Below are 18,385 nucleotides of genomic sequence, written 5' to 3'. Positions count from 1 at the left end.
CCTTGGGAGAGGAAATCGATGGGCCAGGACATCAAGCCCCGCTCTTTCAGCCCTGAGGACCGGGCGTTGTTCCGCGACAAGCTGCGGAGATGTCTGCGTGCATTCGTCCGAATGTCCGAAGAAGGCAGATTCGAGGTACGCCGGCCGTTCACGGGGTTCGAGATCGAGTTCAACCTCGTCGACGAGCGTGGTGATCCCTCTCTCACCAACACCGAGGTGCTGGCCGCGATCGATGACGAGTCGTTCCAGACCGAACTCGCCCAGTACAACGTGGAGATCAACGTCGAGCCGCGCCGCCTTCGCGGCAGCGCGCTGCGGGAGTTCGAGGACGACCTGGTGGCCCGACTGGAGACGGCCGGCGCCAAGGCCAGGGCTGTCGGTCCGGAGGTGGTGATGGTCGGGATCCTGCCGACCGTGACCCCGGACCACATGGGCGCGGAGACGCTGTCGCCGAAGGTCCGCTACAGGCTCCTCAACGAGCAGATCATCGCCGAGCGTGGAGAGAACATCCACATCAGCCTCGAAGGCGTCGAGAAGCTAGATCTGACCTCCGACTCGGTGGTGCCGGAGTCGGCCTGCACGAGCACCCAGCTTCACGTGGAGGTCAGCGAGGGCGCCTTCCCGGTCTACTGGAACGCCGCCCAGGCCATCGCGGGCCCACAGGTGGCCGTGTGCGCCAACTCGCCGTTCCTGTTCCAGAAGGAGCTGTGGCGCGAGACCCGGATCAAGCTGTTCGAGCAGTCGATCGACACCCGCAGCGTCGAGCTGACCGAGCAGGGCGTCCGGCCGCGGGTGTGGTTCGGCCAACGCTGGCTGGAGTCGGTGACCGACCTCTTCGAGGAGAACCAGCGCTACTTCTCGCCGCTGCTGCCCGACCTCGACGACGAGGATCCGCTGGAGGTCCTGGACCAGGGCGGCACCCCGCGACTCGCCGAACTCTCCCTGCACAGCGGAACCATCTACCGCTGGAACCGCCCGGTCTACGACGTCGCCGACGGCCGCCCGCACCTGCGGATCGAGAACCGCATCCTTCCGGCCGGCCCGACCGTCATCGACACGATGGCGAACGCCGCGTTCTACTTCGGCCTCGTCCGGCGACTGGCGGCGGACGAACAGCCGGTGTGGACCCGGCTTTCCTTCGAAGCGGCCGAGGACAACTTCCTGCGCGGTGCGCGCGACGGCATCGGTGCCCGGCTGCACTGGCCTGGCCTCGGCGAGGTCGGGGCGGCCGAACTCACCCTGGACACCCTGTTGCCGCTGGCGTACGAAGGCCTGGACCGCTGGGGAGTCGATCCCGCGGATCGCGACCGGCTGCTCGGCGTCGTCGAGCAGCGTTGCCGTACGGGCCGAAACGGCGCGGAGTGGCAGGCTGCGGTGTTCCACCGGCTCTACGACGGCAGCGGACTCTCCCGGCTGGATGCCCTGCGGGCGATGACCATCCGGTACGTCGAGCACATGCGCACCAACGCGCCCGTGCACACCTGGCCGCTCGACTGACCGGCATCATCGGACTCCGAGAGGCACACCACACGTCCGACCAGCCCGTACGTCTGATCAGCCCGTACGCCTGACCAGCGCCGATGAGGTGCGTCTGACGTACTGGGTCGGGTGAATCGCGATCCGGGCCGCCGATCCGGCGTCCCGGGCCGCTGAGGTCATCACACGGGGACCATCGACACCACCCGACCGAGCTCGGCGGTGTTCGAGCGCTTGACGGCCAACCCCCGCCCCGCCCCACCCCGCCCCTGGCTCCGTAACCGTCACCGGTTCGTCCCCGGCGCTGGTCGGGCGGTGATTCGCGGTTGCCGGCGGGCCGATGTTCCAGGCGGCGAGCCTCCATCGCGTAGATGCGTCGACTTTGTGCTGTGCACAGAAACCGAGGAGATCGCCAGGGCAGGCAACCGTCGAGAGTTGTGAGACGTCACAACTCGGAGAAGGAGGTGACCCATGCCCATCAGACAGCGATCCACCCGTCCAGGCGGCCGCCGCCTCATCGTCGTCGAGCCGTTCCTGGAGTGGCACGAACAGGCGGCGTGCTGTGACGAGCCGGCCGAACTCTTCTACGGACCCGAAGGGGAGTCCCAGCACGAACGACTGGCCCGCGAAGCCCGCGCCGTGGCGATCTGTGACCGGTGTCCCGTGCGCACACCATGCCAGAAGCACGCCCTGAAGCGCCCTGAACCCTATGGCGTCTGGGGCGGCACCACCGAGTCGTCGCGTTCCGCCGCCCGGCGCTCGGGCGCCCAGACGCCGAGCCGAAGGAGGCTCACGGCCGTCGAACAGTCGTCCTAGCCCAGATCTTCGAGAGCTCCTCGGCGGAGTCGGGACACCAGGCTGGCGAACCACCAGCCGCGTTCCCGTCAGTTCCGGTCAGTTCCGGTCAGCAGCCGTCGATCCCCACCGGTCCATCAGCCCCAACCAGTTCATCGGCCCGATCAGCTCCATCGGGCCGTTCCGCTCCTCAGCCTCGTCGGCGCGGGCCGCCGTCGAAGTCCCGTGCTCGTGGACCGCGCAGGCGCGGCACCACCACCGGGGCGGATGGCCCGGACAGGTCGAACCACCCGATCCGGGTCGCGACGTAGACCGGATCCGGGTGCGCCCCCACGATCTCGCAGGCGACCAGCCAGGCGCGCGACCAGGCGTGGTCGCCATCGAGGCTTTCCAGCGGTCCGGGCCGCACGGTCACGAGGGCTGCTCGCCGGTGCGGGCGCGGCAGGTGGGGGGCCACCGCCGCGCCCGCACCGGCGGTCAGCAGCCGGTCCAGCCCGGCCACGGCCAGGTCGACTCGCAGAGCATGGTCGGGTTCGCCGGCGGTGGCCGCCAGCAGGTTGGGGGAGGGATCGCCGACCGGCGCCCCGTCGGGATCCAGCAGCACGATCCGGGCAGTCGGCGCGAACGCCCGCCTGCGCGTCTGGCCGCGCAGGATCCACACCGAGGCGGTGACCAGCCGGGCCAGATCCGGGTGCGGACCAGCCGGCCGCGAACTGTCCGGGACCGGCGCGGAAGACGGCGTTGCGGGCGACGGGGGAGTCATGGTGGCAACCTTGCCCCTACGGCGTGATCCCCGGTTGGCGTCATCCACAACGCGGCTGTAGTAGCGTCCGGGCTCCAGGACAGATCCCTGGTCCAGCCGCCGCGCGGCCCTGATCCAGCCTGTTCCAGCCCGAACCAGCGTGATCAAGTCCTGAGCCAGATCCGTCCCACCCGGTCCTCGGAGGTGCGCCGATGTCGGCGATCGTCGTCGGATACGTCGACAAGCCGGAGGGCCGTGCCGCCCTCCGCCGTGCCGCCACCGAGGCCAAACTTCGCCAGGCCAGACTTGTCGTCGTCAACGCCCAGGGAGCCCGCGCCCAGGGCACTGCGGAGGCCGACGAGGCCGTGGCGGGTGTCCGGGCCGAGTTGGACGCGCACGGGCTGGGCTACGAATACCGCGAACTGGGCCAGGGCGCCGAGCCGGCCGACGACCTGATCGCGGTCGCCGACGAGGTGGCCGCCGACTTCATCGTGATCGGTCTCCGCAGGCGTTCGCCGGTGGGAAAGTTGATTCTGGGCAGCAATGCGCAGCGAATTCTTCTGGATGCCTCGTGCCCGGTGCTGGCAGTCAAGGCCGACCCCGACGTGTGAGGCGTGCGTGGGCCGATCCCGCTGGTCGGTCCCGGCCGCCCGGACCCGGTTGTCGGACATCTCACCAGCCGAGTCGGCGCGGGGCGGATTTCCCGCGCCGACGTGCGGGCATACAGTCTGGGAGCATCCACGGCCCCGGGAGTGCGGGGGAAATGTGTCATTTGGAGGCCGACGTATGCTGGAACATCGAGCATCCGGGCCCGACCGCGTGAGGCGCACTCGTGCCGCGAAGTCATCCTGACAATCCCTACCAGGTGCCGTGCGTGCATCTGGCCGAGGGCATGTCAGAATGCTCTCTTGCGCACTTGCCCGGTGTCCCGGTCACTCTCACCACTAGTACGACGAGAGGAAGGTCGTGTCGTCCCGCACGTCCCGGAATGCCCAGCTTCTTGACAGCCCGGAAGTCCAGCGGCTCGTCGACCAAGGTCGCGAGCGTGGGCACGTCACCGCCGAGGAGGTGCGCGGCGCTTGTGAGGAAGTCGGGATCGACAAGACCCAATGGGCTCACCTGCTGCGGTACCTCGGTGAGGAAGGTGTGACCGTGTCGGTCGACTCCACAACTCAGACGACCCGCAAGCGGGTGGCGGCAGCCGCCTCGCGCCGGGCCGCCGCTGTCACCCAGAGCGCCGCGGCTCCTGCCAAGCCGGCCGCTCCGGCCCACAAGACTCGCAAGGTCAAGGAAGCACCCGCAACGCCTCCGGCCGCCCCCAAGGTGGCCCCTGTGGGCGACGTGTCCCAGCCCGCCGAGCAGCCCGCCGCGGTGGCCGAGCCCACCGAGGCCGAACTCCCCGCCGAGGTTCCCGTCGAGGCCGAGGCCACCGCGGTGGCGGCCAAGCCCGCGGCGAAGCGCGCCGGCGCCAGGACGGCGAAGAAGGCCGCCGGGGCCAAGGGCAAGAAGGCCGCGTCCGGCAAGACAGGTGCCGATGGCGAGTCCGCCGGGAGCGAGGCCGAGGCCGACCTCGAGGTCGAGTTCAACGCCGAGCTGGAGGAGGAGGGGTTCGTCCTCTCCGAGGGTGACGACGCCGACGAGCCCGAGCAGCAGGTGCTGGTCGCCGGTGCCACGGCCGACCCGGTGAAGGACTACCTCAAGCAGATCGGCAAGGTCCCCCTGCTGAACGCCGAGCAGGAGGTCGAGCTGGCGAAGCGGATCGAGGCCGGCCTGTTCGCCGAGGAGAAGCTCAGTGGTGAGACCGGAGCGCCGCCCGCGGAGCTGGTGACCGAGTTCGAGTGGATCGCCGAGGACGGCCACAAGGCCAAGAACCACCTGCTGGAGGCCAACCTCCGCCTCGTGGTGTCGCTGGCCAAGCGCTACACCGGCCGCGGCATGCTCTTCCTCGACCTGATCCAGGAGGGCAACCTCGGCCTCATCCGGGCAGTGGAGAAGTTCGACTACACCAAGGGCTACAAGTTCTCCACGTACGCCACGTGGTGGATCCGGCAGGCGATCACCCGCGCGATGGCCGACCAGGCCCGCACCATCCGCATCCCGGTGCACATGGTCGAGGTGATCAACAAGCTCGCCCGGGTTCAGCGGCAGATGCTGCAGGACCTCGGCCGCGAGCCCACCCCCGAAGAGCTGGCCAAGGAACTCGACATGACCCCCGAGAAGGTCGTCGAGGTCCAGAAGTACGGCCGGGAGCCGATCTCCCTGCACACCCCGCTCGGCGAGGACGGCGACTCCGAGTTCGGTGACCTGATCGAGGACTCCGAGGCGATCGTTCCGGCCGACGCGGTCTCGTTCACACTCCTGCAGGAGCAGTTGCACGCCGTTCTGGACACGCTCAGCGAACGCGAAGCAGGCGTGGTCTCTATGCGGTTCGGGCTCACCGACGGCCAGCCGAAGACGCTGGACGAGATCGGCAAGGTCTACGGCGTGACCCGCGAGCGGATCCGCCAGATCGAGTCCAAGACGATGTCCAAGCTGCGGCACCCGTCACGTTCGCAGGTGCTCCGCGACTACCTCGACTGACGGCTTGACGACGCTTGTGGGGACCCAGGTCGGCGACGGCCCGGGTCGCCTGCGTTGTGCGTTTCGATTCCGAAGCCGGTAGACTCTGTGATCTTGGACGCTCTTTCGCCCCGTACTTCCGCGTGGAGTACGGGGCGTTCGGCTAACTGGCCACCGTCGTATCCGCGTCAGTCCATCGCCGAGGGCCCAGCGGGCGCCGGCTCGACCGAAGGAGGAACGTGGTCGCGCAGAGCAGGACCGAGGTCAAGAACAGCACCGAGGCCGGCCCCGAGAGCAGCCCGGACAGCAGCGCCGAGGCCGGCTCCGAGGCGGCCACCGGGACCAACAGCGACACCGGGCAGCCGCCACCGGAGGAGGGGTTCGTCCTCGCCGAGGGTGACGACGCCGACGAGCCCGAGCAGCAGGTGCTGGTCGCCGGTGCCACGGCCGACCCGGTGAAGGACTACCTCAAGCTGATCGGCCGGGTTTCCCTGCTGAACGCCGAGCAGGAGGTCGAGCTGGCGAAGCGGATCGAGGCCGGCCTGTTCGCCGAGGAGAAGCTCGGCGGTGAGGCCGGGGCTCCTCCCGAGGACCTGGGTGCGGAGTACGAATGGCTGGCCGAGGACGGCCGCCAGGCGAAGAACCACCTGCTGGAGGCCAACCTCCGCCTCGTGGTGTCGCTGGCCAAGCGCTACACCGGCCGCGGCATGGGGTTCCTGGACCTGATCCAGGAGGGCAACCTCGGGTTGATCCGGGCGGTGGAGAAGTTCGACTACTCCAAGGGCTACAAGTTCTCCACGTACGCCACGTGGTGGATCCGGCAGGCGATCACGCGTGCGATGGCCGACCAGGCCCGTACCATCCGCATCCCGGTGCACATGGTCGAGGTGATCAACAAGCTCGCCCGGGTTCAGCGGCAGATGTTGCAGGACCTCGGCCGGGCGGCGACTCCGGAGGAGCTGGCCAAGGAACTCGACATGACCCCGGAGAAGGTCGTCGAGGTCCAGAAGTACGGCCGGGAGCCGATCTCTCTGCACACCCCGCTGGGTGACGACGGAGGGTCGGAGTTCGGTGACCTGATCGAGGACTCCGAGGCCGTGGTGCCGGCCGACGCGGTGGCGTTCCGGCTTTTGCAGGAGCAGGTCTACTCAGTCCTCGAGACCCTGTCCGAACGCGAGGCGGGCGTGGTGTCCCTGCGATTCGGCCTGGGCGACGGCCAGCCGAAGACGCTGGACGAGATCGGCAAGGTCTACGGCGTGACCCGGGAGCGGATCCGCCAGATCGAGTCCAAGACGATGTCCAAGCTGCGGCACCCGTCGCGCTCACAGGTGCTGCGCGACTACCTCGACCTCACGTAAGGGGATGACCCCACGTCCACGGGGTCACCCTGCCTCACCTGTCGGTGCCGGCGGAGCGTCCGGCGCTGAAGCGTTCCCGTGCCAGCAACGGCCGGATCGCACGCTCGACCTGCCCGCGGGAGAAGTACCCCCGGATGTCGTCGTGGCTCAGCGCGTTGCCGATCGGGCCGAGCACCATTGCCTGGTCCAGGGCGAGGTACCTCCGCGCGACAGTGCCGCTGCGTACGGCCACGGCGTCGTAGAAGCCGCCGGGCCCGTACGAGTCGAAGTCGCGCTCCAGCCGGACCAGGTTGTCCACCGCCGCATGCTGCGCGTACGGCAGGGCGAGGAAGGACGCGTGCGGCGTCACCACGCCGTCCGCGAAGGGCTTGGCCGGCTGAGCGGGCGGGGGTGGCGCCCGCGACCGACAGGGCCAGGAGGAGCGGGACGGCGGTGCGCTTCCAGCGGGCCATGGCGGCGTCCTCTCCGAGCCGCGCGGGCGGCCCGACCACCGGAACGTTCCGCGCTGATCGACGCCGAGTATGACCGGGGACCCAGGGACGGAGAAGAGGCCGCGCGAGCCCGGGGGCGACCGGTCCCGGACGGGAGGCGATCCCGGCAACCGCCCTCGGACGTGAAACGGCCGGTCACCATGGTGGTGACCGGCACGTTCACGTCTGTTGGAGGTGTGCGGCCTCCTCGCCGCACACGGCGCTGTTTCCTAGTTGGGGTTGTCCGCCGCGAGCCGGTTGGTCTCGTCGTGGATGTCGGACGCGACCTCCCGGAGCTTCTCCGAGTGCTCGCGTCCGTGGTGTCCGCAGAACAGCAGCTCACCGCCGGACGCGAGGGACACCCGGACGTAGGCCTGGGCGCCACAGCGGTCGCAACGGTCCGCGGCCGAGAGCGGTGTGGCAACTGCAGCAGTCACGTGATCTTCACTCCGATCCGTCGGGGACTCCACTCCAGCAACATCAAACCAGGTGCATCGTGTTCCCGCTCCCGGAGATTTGCCCCGCAGAGTCGGACGGCCTCAGCAGCCAGGACACGTGCCATGTGGCCAACGTACTGCTGGATCGGCGTATGTGCCCGGCCCGGTCCTGCGAGGTACGGGACCTTTGGCAGCGCGATCGGGCCGTTTCGCCCCTCGGTGGTGTGGTCAACGTCACAGCGGCGCCTGCGAAAGAGCCGCGCGGCTCGGAAAGGACTTTCTCCCGAGAACCGGAGGATCCGGGCAGCCGAAGATCACGTCCGGAGGGCGGCGGCGTGTGAGTGGGCCCACTGTCGGAGGCCGTGGGTAGCCTGACATTCGCATCGGTGGTCGTTTGCAGCCACGGCGGCCGCGTGCAACTGAAAGCACCTGTATCGACACGTAGAGGAGTCGTCGGTTGACTCGGCCCGCGGATCTGGATCACTCCGGCTACACCGCCCAGCACCTCACGGTTCTCGAGGGCCTCGAGGCGGTGCGCAAGCGGCCGGGGATGTACATCGGGTCGACCGACACCCGTGGTCTGATGCACTGTCTCTGGGAGCCGATCGACAATGCCGTCGACGAGGCGCTTGCCGGTGCCTGCACCCGCATCGACGTCATCCTGCACGCCGACGGGTCGGCCGAGGTACGCGACGACGGGCGCGGCATCCCGGTCGACATCGAGCCCAGGACCAAGCTGTCCGGCGTCGAGGTCGTGTTCACCCGGCTGCACGCCGGTGGCAAGTTCGGCGGCATCTCCTACACCGCCTCCGGCGGCCTGCACGGTGTCGGTGCGTCGGTGATCAACGCACTCTCCGCCCGGCTCGACGTCGAGGTCGACCGCTCGCCCGCGAAGTGGGGGATGAGCTTCCGCCGCGGCGTGCCGGGCACGTTCGCGGGGGACGGGCCGCGGGCGTCCTTCTCCAAGGGGTCGGGCCTTGCCAAGATCGGCCGGGTCAAGCGGGGTACGACCGGGACGCGGGTGCGCTTCTGGCCCGACCGGCAGATCTTCACCAAGGACGCCACGTTCGTCTTCGACGAGCTCGTCACCCGGGCCCGGCAGACGTCCTTCCTGGTGCCCGGCCTGGAGGTCGTGGTCCGGGACGAGCGCGAGGCCGAGGTCCGGGAGGAGAGCTTCCGGCACGACGGCGGAATCGCGGAGTACTGCGAGTACCTGGCCACCGACGAGGGCGTGACGGACGTGCTCCGCCTGCAGGGCGGCGGTCACTTCACCGAGACGGTTCCGGTCCTCGACGACCAGGGTCACCTGACCCCGCGCGATGTCGAGCGGGACCTCGCCGTGGACATCGCGGTGCGGTGGGGCACCGGGTACGAAACCGAGATCCGGTCGTTCGTCAACGTCATCTCCACGCCCAAGGGCGGCACGCACGTGCAGGGCTTCGAGCGGGCCCTCGGCAAGACGTTCAACGACGCTCTCAAGACCACCCGCGTCCTCCGGGCGAGCGAGCCCGACGTCACCAAGGACGACATCCTGGAGGGGCTCACCGCGGTCGTGACCGTCCGGCTGGCCGAGCCCCAGTTCGAGGGCCAGACCAAGGAGGTGCTCGGCACCCCGGCGGCGGCCAGGATCGTGTCCGAGGTCGTCCGCAAGGAGCTGAAGGCGTTCCTCACCTCGTCCAAGCGGGGCGAGAAGCAGCAGGCGCGGGCAGTGCTGGACAAGGTCGCCTCCGCCGCCCGGGCCCGGCTCGCGGCTCGCCAGCACCGCGACGCCCAGCGCCGGAAGAACGCCCTGGAGTCGTCGGCGCTGCCGGCCAAGCTCGCCGACTGCCGTTCCTCCTCGGCGGACAACACCGAGCTGTTCATCGTCGAGGGCGACTCCGCGCTCGGCACCGCGAAGCTCGCCCGCAACGCGGAGTTCCAGGCGCTGCTGCCGATCCGCGGAAAGATCCTGAACGTCCAGAAGGCGTCCGTCTCGGACATGCTGAAGAACGCCGAGTGTGCGGCCATCATCCAGGTGGTCGGCGCGGGCTCCGGGCGCACGTTCGACCTGGACGCCGCGAGGTACGGCAAGATCATCTTCATGGCCGACGCCGACTCCGACGGCGCGCACATCCGCTGCCTGCTGGCCACGTTGTTCTGGCGCTACATGCGGCCGCTGGTCGAGGCCGGCCGGGTCTACACCGCCGTCCCGCCGCTGCACCGGTTCGAGCTCACCAACCCCAAGAAGGGGCAGAGCAAGTACCTCTACACCTACTCCGACGCGGAGTACCAACGCACCTGCGTGCAGCTGGAGAAGAAGGGCGTCCGCTGGAAGAACCCGCCCCAGCGCTACAAGGGCCTCGGGGAGATGGACGCCGACCAACTCGCCGAGACGACGATGGACCCCAGGCACCGCACTCTGCGCCGGCTCACGATGGCCGGGGCCGAGGAGGCCGACCGGGTGTTCGACCTGCTGATGGGCAACGACGTGGCGCCCCGCCGGGAGTTCCTGGTGGCGAACGCCTACGAACTGGACGACGCTCGCATCGACGCCTGATCCCGACGCCTGATCCCACCGGGCCGACTGGCCTCTGCGCCCGGTCAGGCGACGGAGGGCTTTACGGCGCGCGACCGATCGGGCACGGTGGTCATCCGACAAGAAGAGGGGACCACCGTGCCGGACTCCGCCAGCTCTGCCAGCGTCACCTCCGACACCGACGCCGAGCCCGAACTCCGCCGGGCCATCGGCCCCAAGCTGCTGTTGTTCTTCGTCGTCGGCGACATCCTCGGCACCGGCATCTACGCCCTGACCGGCAAGGTCGCGGGCGAGGTCGGGGGCGCCGCCTGGATGTCGTTCGGCCTGTCGTTCGTGGTGGCGATGTTCACCGCGACGTCCTACGTCGAACTCGTCGGGAAGTACCCCAAGGCAGCCGGGGCGGCCTTGTACACCCAGCGCGCGTTCGGCATCCATTTCCTGACGTTCATGGTGGCGTTCGCGGTGATGTGCTCGGGGCTGACCTCGGCCGGCGCCGCCGCCCGCACGTTCGGTGGCGACTACCTCACCGAGTTCGTCGAGGTGCCGACGCTGCTGGTCGTGGTGGCGTTCCTGGTCGTCCTGGCGCTGGTCAACTTCCGGGGAGTGTCTGAGTCGGTACGCCTCAACGTCGTACTGACCTGCGTCGAGGTGTCCGGCCTGCTCTTCATCATCGTGATCGGTGCGATCGCGGTTCTCCGGGGAGTCGGCGACCCGGGCAGGTCGTTCGAGTTCAGCTCCGACGGCAACCCGTTCGGCCTGGTGGTGAGCGGTGCGGCACTGGCGTTCTTCGCCCTGGTGGGTTTCGAGGACTCGGTAAACATGGCGGAGGAGACCCACAACCCGCAGCGGGTGTTCCCGCGGGCGTTGTTCCTCGGCATCTCCATCACCGGCGTCATCTACATGCTGGTGGCGTTCATCGCGACCAGCCTGGTGCCGCTGGACGCCCTGAGCGCCTCCGACGGCCCGTTGCTGGAGGTGGTCCGGGTAGGTGCGGAATGGCTGCCGCTCGCGGTGTTCTCCTTCGTCGCGTTGTTCGCGGTGACGAACTCCGCGCTCATCAACATGCTGATGGCGTCCCGTCTCGTCTACGGCATGTCCCGGGAGCGGATCGTTCCGCGGGTGCTCGGCGTCGTACACCGCACTCGGCGCACGCCGTGGGCGGCCATCGTGTTCACCTCGGTGCTCGCCGTCGGCCTGGCGGCGTGGGGTGGGGTCAGCCAGCTCGGCGGCACCACCGCACTGCTCCTGCTGTGCGTCTTCACGCTGGTCAACGCCGCCGTGCTGGTCCTGCGCCGGGACCAGGTGGAGCATCGCCACTACCGTGCGCCGACGGTGTTCCCGGTGCTCGGGATCGTCTCCTGCGCCTACCTGGCCACGCCGTGGAGCGGGCGCGACCCACAGGAGTACGCCATCGCGGGCGTGCTGCTCGCGATCGGCCTGGTCCTGTGGCTGGCCACCTGGGCCGGGCGAAGGTGGGGCAGCGCCTCGGCCCGGTCCTGACCGCCGGCCAGGACTTACTCGGGCGAGGGGACCGAACCCGCCTGAACGGGATCGGTTCGCCTGCACGGGATCGGCTCAGGCGAGCCGATCCCGTTCAGCAGGCCGGCCGTGGCGAGGCAGTCGGGCTCAGACGAGCGGGCCGCCGATCGCGGCGATCGGCTTGGTGGACGGCTCGCCCGAGCCGTCCCGCCGGCCGGTCGCGGCCGGCAGGGGCACGGCCGCACCGGCGGCGGTGGCCGCACGCGCGGGCGCCGGCCCTGCCCAGGCCAGCTGGATGACCTCCTCGCCCTTGAGGAACCGGTGACAGCGCACCCCTCCGGTGGCACGTCCCTTGGCGGGGTATTCGCTGTAGGGAGCCACCTTGAGCGAACCGCCGTCCATCCCGGGCAGCGCGGAGGTCGAGCCGGCCACGGTGACGACGACGGCCTCCCGGTCGGCGGGCACGGCACCGAAGAAGACCACCCGGGCCTTCGCGCCGAGCCGGATCCCGCTGACCCCTCCGGCGGTCCGGCCCTGTGGGCGTACGGCACCGGCGGAGAAGCGCAGCAGCTGGGCGTCACTGGTGACGAAGACCAGGTCCTCCTCACCGGTGCGCAACTCGGTCGCGCCGACCACCTCGTCACCGGCCTTGAGGGTGATGACCTCCCAGGAGTCGCGGTTGGCCAGGTGATCGGGTGCGAGCCGCTTGACCACGCCGGCGGCCGTGCCCAGCGCCAGGCCGGGGGAGTCGGGGTCGAGGGTGGTGAGGCACAGACCGCGTTCGCCCTTGTCCAGCGAGACGAACTCGCTCAGCGGCGCACCGCCCTGGAGGTTGGGTACGTGAGCGGTCGGCGGGAGTGCCGGCATGTCGAGCACGTTCAGGCGCACCAGCCGCCCGCTGCTGGTGACCAGGCCGACCTGACCGCGCGCGGTCCCGCGTACGGCGGACACCACGACGTCGTGCTTGGCGCGCGAGCCCTCCGTGGGCAGCGGGTCGGCGCCGGTGGTGCGGGCCATCAGCCCGGTGGAGGACAACAGCACCCAGCACGGGTCGTCGGCCACCTCGAGCGGCACGGTGCTGGTGACCGCGTGCCCGGACGACTCCAGCAGCACGGTGCGGCGTTCGGTGCCGTAGGCGTTGGCCATCTCGGTCAGCTCGCCCGACACCAGGCGCCTCAGCAGGCGTTCGTCCTCCAGGATCGCGGAGAGCTCCTCGATCTCCTTCTCCAGCGAGGACTTCTCCTTCTCCAGCTCGATGCGGGAGAACTTCGTCAGCCTGCGCAGCTGCATGTCGAGGATGTACTGCGCCTGGATCTCGGTGAGGTCGAAGACGGTCATCAGCCGGTCCTTCGCCTGGCCTGCGTCGTCGCTGCCGCGGACGATCTGGATGACCTCGTCGATGTCGATGATGGCCAGCAGCAGGCCCTCGACCAGATGCAGGCGGTCGGAGGCCTTGGTCAGCCGGAACCTCGTGCGCCGCCGGGTGACGTCGTAGCGGTGGCCGAGGTAGACCTCCAGCAGTTGCTTGAGCCCGAGCGTGCGTGGCTGGCCGTCGACGAGGGCGACGTTGTTGATGTTGAACGACTCCTCCATCGGCGTGAGCTTGTAGAGCTGCTCGAGGATCGCCTCGGGGTGGAAGCCGTTCTTGATCTCGATGACGAGCCGCAGCCCGTGCGCGCGGTCGGTGAGGTCCTTCAGGTCGGCGATGCCCTGCAGCTTCTTGGACTGGACGAGCAGCTTGATGCGCTCCATCACCCGCTCGGGGCCGACGTTGTAGGGGAGCTCGGTGACGATCAGGCCCTTGCGCCGGGGCGTCACGTTGTCGATCCGGACCGTTGCCCGCATCCTGAACGCGCCCCGCCCGGTCTCGTAGGCGTCCCGGATGCCGGTCAGGCCCACGATCTTGCCGCCGGTGGGCAGGTCGGGGCCGGGGATGTACCGCATCAGGTCGTCGAGGCTCGAACTCGGCTTCTTGATCAGCTGCCGGAGCGCCTGGACCACCTCGACCAGGTTGTGCGGCGCCATGTTGGTCGCCATCCCGACCGCGATGCCGGAGGCGCCGTTGACCAGCAGGTTGGGGATCGCCGCCGGCAGGACCTGCGGCTCACTCTCCTGGCCGTCGTAGTTGGGCTTCCAGTCGACGACGTCCTCGTCCAGGGACCCGGTCATCGCCAGCGCCGGTGCCGCCATCCGGCACTCGGTGTAGCGCATCGCGGCCGGGCTGTCGTCGTGGGAGCCGAAGTTTCCGTGACCGTCGATCAGCGGCACCCGCATCGCGAACGGCTGCGCCATCCGGACCAGCGCGTCGTAGATCGCGCTGTCGCCGTGCGGGTGCAACTTACCCATCACCTCACCGACCACCCGCGCGCTCTTGACGTGGGCGCGGTCGGGGCGCAGCCCCATGTCGGACATGGTGTAGAGGATGCGGCGCTGCACCGGCTTGAGGCCGTCGCGGGCGTCGGGAAGCGCCCGGGTGTAGATAACCGAATAGGCGTATTCGAGGAAGCTCGTCCGCATCTCGTCGCCGACGTCGATGTCGCTGATCTGCTCCTCGAAGTCGTCCGGGGGCGGCAGCGTGGTTTTGCGACGGGCCATACGGGCGTGCACTCCTCAGGGTCAGGCGAGGTCGAACCAGGTGGCTGGGGTCCTCCCGGAATCGTGCCACCCACCACCGACAGTGCCACACAGCGACTCGCGGGCGGCAGCACCCGCTCCGCTCAGAGCGAGGGCCGGGGGAACGGCGCGGCCGCCGCGACGAGTTCGGTGACCAGCACGATCGCAGCCGCCTCCACCGCGAGCAGGCACACCAGCACGACCAGCTGGAACGCCGCGGCCCGCAGCGGCGGGGCGCCACCGAGGACCATCCCCACGAACGTGCCGGGCAGGGTCACCAGGCCGACGGTACGAGTCTGGTCGAGCGCGGGCAGCAGAGCGTCCGCTCCGGCCCGTCCGGCGATCTCGCGGTACGCCTGCCGCGGTGTCAGCCCGACGACCATCGCCGCCTCGACCTCACCCCAGCGCCCGCGGAGCTCGGCCAGCACCCGCCGGCCGGCGAGGGTGGTGGCCGACATCGCCCCGCCGACCAGGATGCCGCCGAGGGGGAGGAGGGTGGCCGGGTTCGCCGGGACGCTACGGGTCAGCAGGAGGAGGACGAGGACCGGTGTCGCGGGTACGACGATCGCCGCACCCGCCCGTGCCCAGGCGCCCGGCAGTCCACGCAGCCGGCGGCCGCTGGTGAAGGTCGCTACCCCGGCCATCAGGACGAGGAACGCCAGCGTCCCGGCGTACGACGAGAGCGCGAAGCCGACCACGAGCCCGACCGCGGCGAGCTGGAGGACCGCGCGGCCGACGGCGAGCGGGAGGGCGCGCTGGTGGCCGAGGCCGCCGAGCCTCGACAACAGGGCGGCGAGGCCGGCCAGGACCGGGAGGAGTACGAGGGTCGCGGGACCAAGGCCGACGGAGCGCATGGGACAGGATGGACCCGTGACTGCGGACACGCTTCCACCAGGGTCCCCGGAAGGACCGGCGGACGGAGAGGCCGGCGACCCGCTGGCCGACCTGTTGGCCCGGGCCGAAAGAGCCGAGTGGCCGCCGCCCGACGGCTCGATCCGGGTGCTGTCGCAGCCCCCGGGACGCGCCGCCGCCGTGGTCGCTTTCACCGCGCACACCGTCGTCGCTGCGGACGTCACCCAGGAGTGGGTGCACGCTGTGCTCGACCGGGACGACATCTTCGACCTGGGCGCGCCGATGAGGCCGGCGTTTCTGTCCGCCCTGGCCGAGCGCACCGGCCGCCGGATCGGTGCGCTCGACCAGATGATGCTGGCGGGCCCGCTGCCCGGCCCGCCGCCACTGGAGCTCACCGAGCTCACCGACTCCGGCCATCCCCGCGTACGCCGGGCGCATCGGTACCGCGACGACGTACGCGTGTACGCCGCCGACGGCGGACTCGTCCTGGTCGGCCGGGGCCTGGCCGGCCGGTGGGAGCTGGCGTTCGAGGTCGAGCCCGGCCGGCAGGGCCGGGGACTCGGCCGGGTGCTGGCCCGCGCGGCGCGCCATCTGCTGCCGCCCGCTGCGCGTGCGGTGTGGGCGCAGGTGTCGCCGGGCAACGCCGCGTCGGTGCGTACGCTGCTGGCGGCCGGTTACCGCCCGGTCGGCGCCGAGGTGCTGCTCGTCGCACCGTGAGCCCGAGGCCGGGTACGGCGGAGGTGTGAGCTTCACGTGCGAGCTCCGGACGGGTGGGCCCGCACCCGTGGTCGGACACAATTCCGCCGCCCCGCACGGGCTTCGAGTTTCCGGCCGGGTGGGTGAGGCTCACCGGTAGTGTGGTCGCCGAAACCGTCAGGGAGGCAGTGCATGTCCGGCTCGAGTAGGCGCGCCTTCTTGCTGCGTTCCCTGGCCCTCGGGGTTTCCGCTCCCACGATCGCGTCCGTCCTGGCCGGCTGCACCGGTGACGACGGCCCGCCGTTCGGCAATCCCGCGACCCGGCAGCGCGCCGACGACGCCGCGCGCTACCGCGGGCACATCGTCGTTGCCCCGTTGGAGAATCCGCCGAAGGCGGCCCAGGAGGCGCTGACCCGGGCCTACCGCGAGCACCAGCCGGACGTGCGGATCTACTGGCAGGCCAGGGACTACACCGACACCGGCGCGTACGGACAGTGGCTGGGCAGGCAGTTGTCGGCCAGCCGGGTCGGGCCGGACATCGTCACCAGCGGATACGCCCCTGACTTCCGCGGCTTCGTCGACTTCAACGAGTACCGCGCCCAGGTCAACCCCTACACCGGTCAGGCGTGGGAGAAGGACTACGACTTCGGGAAGTACCGCGAGCTCACCGCGGAGGGCACCCGGCCGGAGCTCGGCACCGACCAGCTGCACCTGTTGTGGTACTACAACAAGGAGATCTTCGCCTCGGCCAACGTCAGCCCGCCGAAGAACTGGCGCGAGGTCGTGGAGGTTAGCCGGAAGCTCAAGAAGGCCGGGCACATCCCGCTGTCCACGAACTTCGACTACATCCTTCCCGGCTGGATCTGCTCGGTCTACTTCGACCAGTACCACCCCTCCTGGTCCACCGCCGTGCGCTCCCAGCCGGGTGACTGGAACTGGAACCCCGAGCTCGACGGCGACTTCGACTACGACGCCAACGACCCGGCACTGCACGCGAAGTACACCTACAGCGCCCAGAGGTTCTACCAGGCGCTGAAGGCCAAGACGCTGCGGTACGACACGCCGGCGATGGTCGAGCTGGTCACCAACCTGATCAGGGTCTTTCCGCAGTACTCCAACGGCGACTTCTTCGCCTACACCGACCAGTACCTCCCGTTCGTACAGGGCAAGGCCGCGATGCTCGTGGACGGCTCGTGGTCGCTGACGCTGCTGCACAAGGACCTTCAGTCGCTCACCGAGAGCCGGGCCAAGAAGCTCGGGATCAAGCCCGGCAAGCTGCAGCCGTTCGACTGGGACGTCTTCGAGTTCCCGCCGATGGAGGGACCGCTGGTGGAGTCGCGGCCCCGTCCGCCCGAAGGCACCACCGGTTATCACCTCGGAGTGGTGGAGAAGGATCCCGAGCACACCGAGATGGTGATGGACTTCCTGATGTTCTGGTTGTCCAAGCCGGGCTACACCGCGTTCCTGCAGGGCACGTCGGACGCAGGCGAACTCGCGCCGGCCGGCCCGCCGATGGTGAACGGCATCGAGTACCCCCGAGACATCGCGGACCTGCTCGGAAAGGTCCAGCAGAAGGGGATCGTCGGGCCGGCGTACGGCAGTTTCTGGGTCAACGGCCCCGGAGGCGGACGCACCACGCAGATCCTGCAGGCGTTGTTCACCAACGTGCTGCAGCGCCGGACGCCTCCGCAGGAGTACGCCACCCAGGTGCAGAAGACGATCGAGACACACTTCGCCGACATCCTGGCGAACACCGGCCTCACCGAGGACGACGTGGCCAACCCGGCGCGCCGGCCGCGTTCGGTCTGACCCGCGGGACCCGCGGGGCCCGCGGGGCCACCCGCGAACGTGTGCGGCGCTGTCAGGCGCGGTCCGGGGCGAGGTTCACGAACTGGTCGCGCGGCTCGCCGGCGGCCGCACTCATCGCGGAGGGGGCGGGTCCCGGCCGGCGCGGTTCGCGTACTCCCGCCGGCGGCGGCCCCCCGTCGGGCGGGCCGCCCGGCCCGGCCGGTCCAGGAGGCAACGGCGTCCGGCGCCTGCGCAGCCGGGCGAGCAGGCCGCCGCGCCGGCGGGGCGGACACCCCACGCTGCGGGATCGTGGTCGAGGCCTTCGGGGCATCGTTCCCCTACTTTCGGTTGCGTCTGAGCAGACCGGTGCGGCCGGCGAACCGTTTGTGCACCGCCTGGCGGCTGACTCCGAGCGCGGCGGCGATGACCTCCCAGGAGCAGCCCTGGACGCGGGCGCGGCGGACCTGGATCTCGGTCTCGGCGTCGAGCCGGCGTTCGAGCGCGGCGATCTGGCCCAGGGCGTCCAGCGGGTCCTTCGCTCGCAGGGTGTCCACAAGTGTGTCCGGCACCCTGTCAATCTAGGTTGACAGGGTGCCGCTGTCAAC

At 70.0% G+C, this 18,385-nt stretch carries 16 protein-coding genes; 9 read left to right on the top strand and 7 right to left on the bottom strand.

Features of this window, described 5'->3' with window-relative positions; all coding sequences use genetic code 11:
• Positions 1-111: 111 nt before the first annotated feature.
• Together BLU27_RS21855 and BLU27_RS21850 are read left to right on the top strand one after the other, a co-directional pair.
• Complete coding sequence (locus BLU27_RS21855) at positions 112-1,497, top strand: glutamate-cysteine ligase family protein (RefSeq protein ID WP_241827564.1); 1,386 nt, start codon at positions 112-114, stop codon at positions 1,495-1,497.
• A 450-nt stretch (positions 1,498-1,947) separates the two neighbouring features.
• On the top strand, positions 1,948-2,292 hold the full coding sequence (locus BLU27_RS21850) for a WhiB family transcriptional regulator (RefSeq protein WP_092655553.1): 345 nt from the start codon (positions 1,948-1,950) through the stop codon (positions 2,290-2,292).
• 169 nt (positions 2,293-2,461) lie between these two features.
• Here BLU27_RS21850 and BLU27_RS21845 read toward each other — a convergent pair whose 3' ends face one another.
• Positions 2,462-3,034 carry a hypothetical protein gene (locus tag BLU27_RS21845; RefSeq protein ID WP_092655552.1) on the bottom strand — a complete coding sequence of 191 codons (573 nt, stop codon included), beginning with the start codon at positions 3,032-3,034 and terminating at the stop codon, positions 2,462-2,464.
• 191 nt (positions 3,035-3,225) lie between these two features.
• Between BLU27_RS21845 and BLU27_RS21840 the strand changes: the two genes are divergently transcribed.
• From BLU27_RS21840 to BLU27_RS21830, 3 genes are all read left to right on the top strand, one after another.
• Positions 3,226-3,624 carry a universal stress protein gene (locus BLU27_RS21840; RefSeq protein WP_092655551.1) on the top strand — a complete coding sequence of 133 codons (399 nt, stop codon included), beginning with the start codon at positions 3,226-3,228 and terminating at the stop codon, positions 3,622-3,624.
• A gap of 355 nt (positions 3,625-3,979) precedes the next feature.
• On the top strand, positions 3,980-5,593 hold the full coding sequence (locus BLU27_RS21835) for an RNA polymerase sigma factor (protein ID WP_092655550.1): 1,614 nt from the start codon (positions 3,980-3,982) through the stop codon (positions 5,591-5,593).
• 218 nt (positions 5,594-5,811) lie between these two features.
• On the top strand, positions 5,812-6,930 hold the full coding sequence (locus BLU27_RS21830; protein WP_241827563.1) for an RNA polymerase sigma factor: 1,119 nt from the start codon (positions 5,812-5,814) through the stop codon (positions 6,928-6,930).
• Between the two features lie 34 nt (positions 6,931-6,964).
• On the opposite strand, the gene BLU27_RS30940 is transcribed toward BLU27_RS21830, so the two are convergent.
• The gene (locus BLU27_RS30940; protein WP_092655549.1) at positions 6,965-7,531 is read right to left on the bottom strand and encodes a glucoamylase family protein; all 567 of its coding nucleotides are present in this window, start codon (positions 7,529-7,531) and stop codon (positions 6,965-6,967) included.
• Between the two features lie 99 nt (positions 7,532-7,630).
• On the bottom strand, positions 7,631-7,837 hold the full coding sequence (locus tag BLU27_RS21820) for a DUF7455 domain-containing protein (RefSeq protein WP_092655548.1): 207 nt from the start codon (positions 7,835-7,837) through the stop codon (positions 7,631-7,633).
• A gap of 457 nt (positions 7,838-8,294) precedes the next feature.
• Here BLU27_RS21820 and BLU27_RS21815 point away from each other — a divergent pair, with 457 nt between their 5' ends.
• Together BLU27_RS21815 and BLU27_RS21810 are read left to right on the top strand one after the other, a co-directional pair.
• The gene (locus BLU27_RS21815; RefSeq protein WP_092655547.1) at positions 8,295-10,373 is read left to right on the top strand and encodes a DNA gyrase/topoisomerase IV subunit B; all 2,079 of its coding nucleotides are present in this window, start codon (positions 8,295-8,297) and stop codon (positions 10,371-10,373) included.
• Between the two features lie 117 nt (positions 10,374-10,490).
• Positions 10,491-11,852, top strand: a complete 1,362-nt coding sequence (locus BLU27_RS21810) for an APC family permease (RefSeq protein ID WP_092655546.1) — start codon at positions 10,491-10,493, stop codon at positions 11,850-11,852.
• Between the two features lie 126 nt (positions 11,853-11,978).
• Here BLU27_RS21810 and BLU27_RS21805 read toward each other — a convergent pair whose 3' ends face one another.
• Complete coding sequence (locus BLU27_RS21805; protein ID WP_092655545.1) at positions 11,979-14,426, bottom strand: DNA gyrase/topoisomerase IV subunit A; 2,448 nt, start codon at positions 14,424-14,426, stop codon at positions 11,979-11,981.
• Positions 14,427-14,548: 122 nt separating this feature from the next.
• Positions 14,549-15,298 (bottom strand): ABC transporter permease, encoded by a 750-nt coding sequence (locus tag BLU27_RS21800; protein ID WP_092655544.1) that lies wholly within the window; start codon positions 15,296-15,298, stop codon positions 14,549-14,551.
• A 16-nt stretch (positions 15,299-15,314) separates the two neighbouring features.
• Between BLU27_RS21800 and BLU27_RS21795 the strand changes: the two genes are divergently transcribed.
• Together BLU27_RS21795 and BLU27_RS21790 are read left to right on the top strand one after the other, a co-directional pair.
• Positions 15,315-16,013: a GNAT family N-acetyltransferase gene (locus tag BLU27_RS21795; protein WP_197681520.1), complete on the top strand. Its 699-nt coding sequence runs from the start codon at positions 15,315-15,317 to the stop codon at positions 16,011-16,013.
• 171 nt (positions 16,014-16,184) lie between these two features.
• Positions 16,185-17,801, top strand: a complete 1,617-nt coding sequence (locus BLU27_RS21790; RefSeq protein ID WP_092655543.1) for an ABC transporter substrate-binding protein — start codon at positions 16,185-16,187, stop codon at positions 17,799-17,801.
• Between the two features lie 52 nt (positions 17,802-17,853).
• Here the strand turns inward: BLU27_RS21790 and BLU27_RS29275 are convergent, their stop codons facing one another.
• Both BLU27_RS29275 and BLU27_RS21785 read right to left on the bottom strand, forming a co-directional pair.
• Positions 17,854-18,078, bottom strand: a complete 225-nt coding sequence (locus tag BLU27_RS29275) for a hypothetical protein (RefSeq protein ID WP_157728746.1) — start codon at positions 18,076-18,078, stop codon at positions 17,854-17,856.
• Positions 18,079-18,118: 40 nt separating this feature from the next.
• Positions 18,119-18,349, bottom strand: coding sequence for a hypothetical protein (locus tag BLU27_RS21785; RefSeq protein WP_172805008.1), 231 nt, complete (start codon positions 18,347-18,349; stop codon positions 18,119-18,121).
• Between the last annotated feature and the right edge of the window lie 36 nt (positions 18,350-18,385).

The sequence above is a fragment of the Actinopolymorpha singaporensis genome (genome assembly GCF_900104745.1).
GTDB classification, from domain to species: Bacteria; Actinomycetota; Actinomycetes; order Propionibacteriales; family Actinopolymorphaceae; genus Actinopolymorpha; species Actinopolymorpha singaporensis.
Note: the sequence above shows the minus strand (reverse complement) of the source record. Positions and strands in the feature narration are given on the sequence as shown.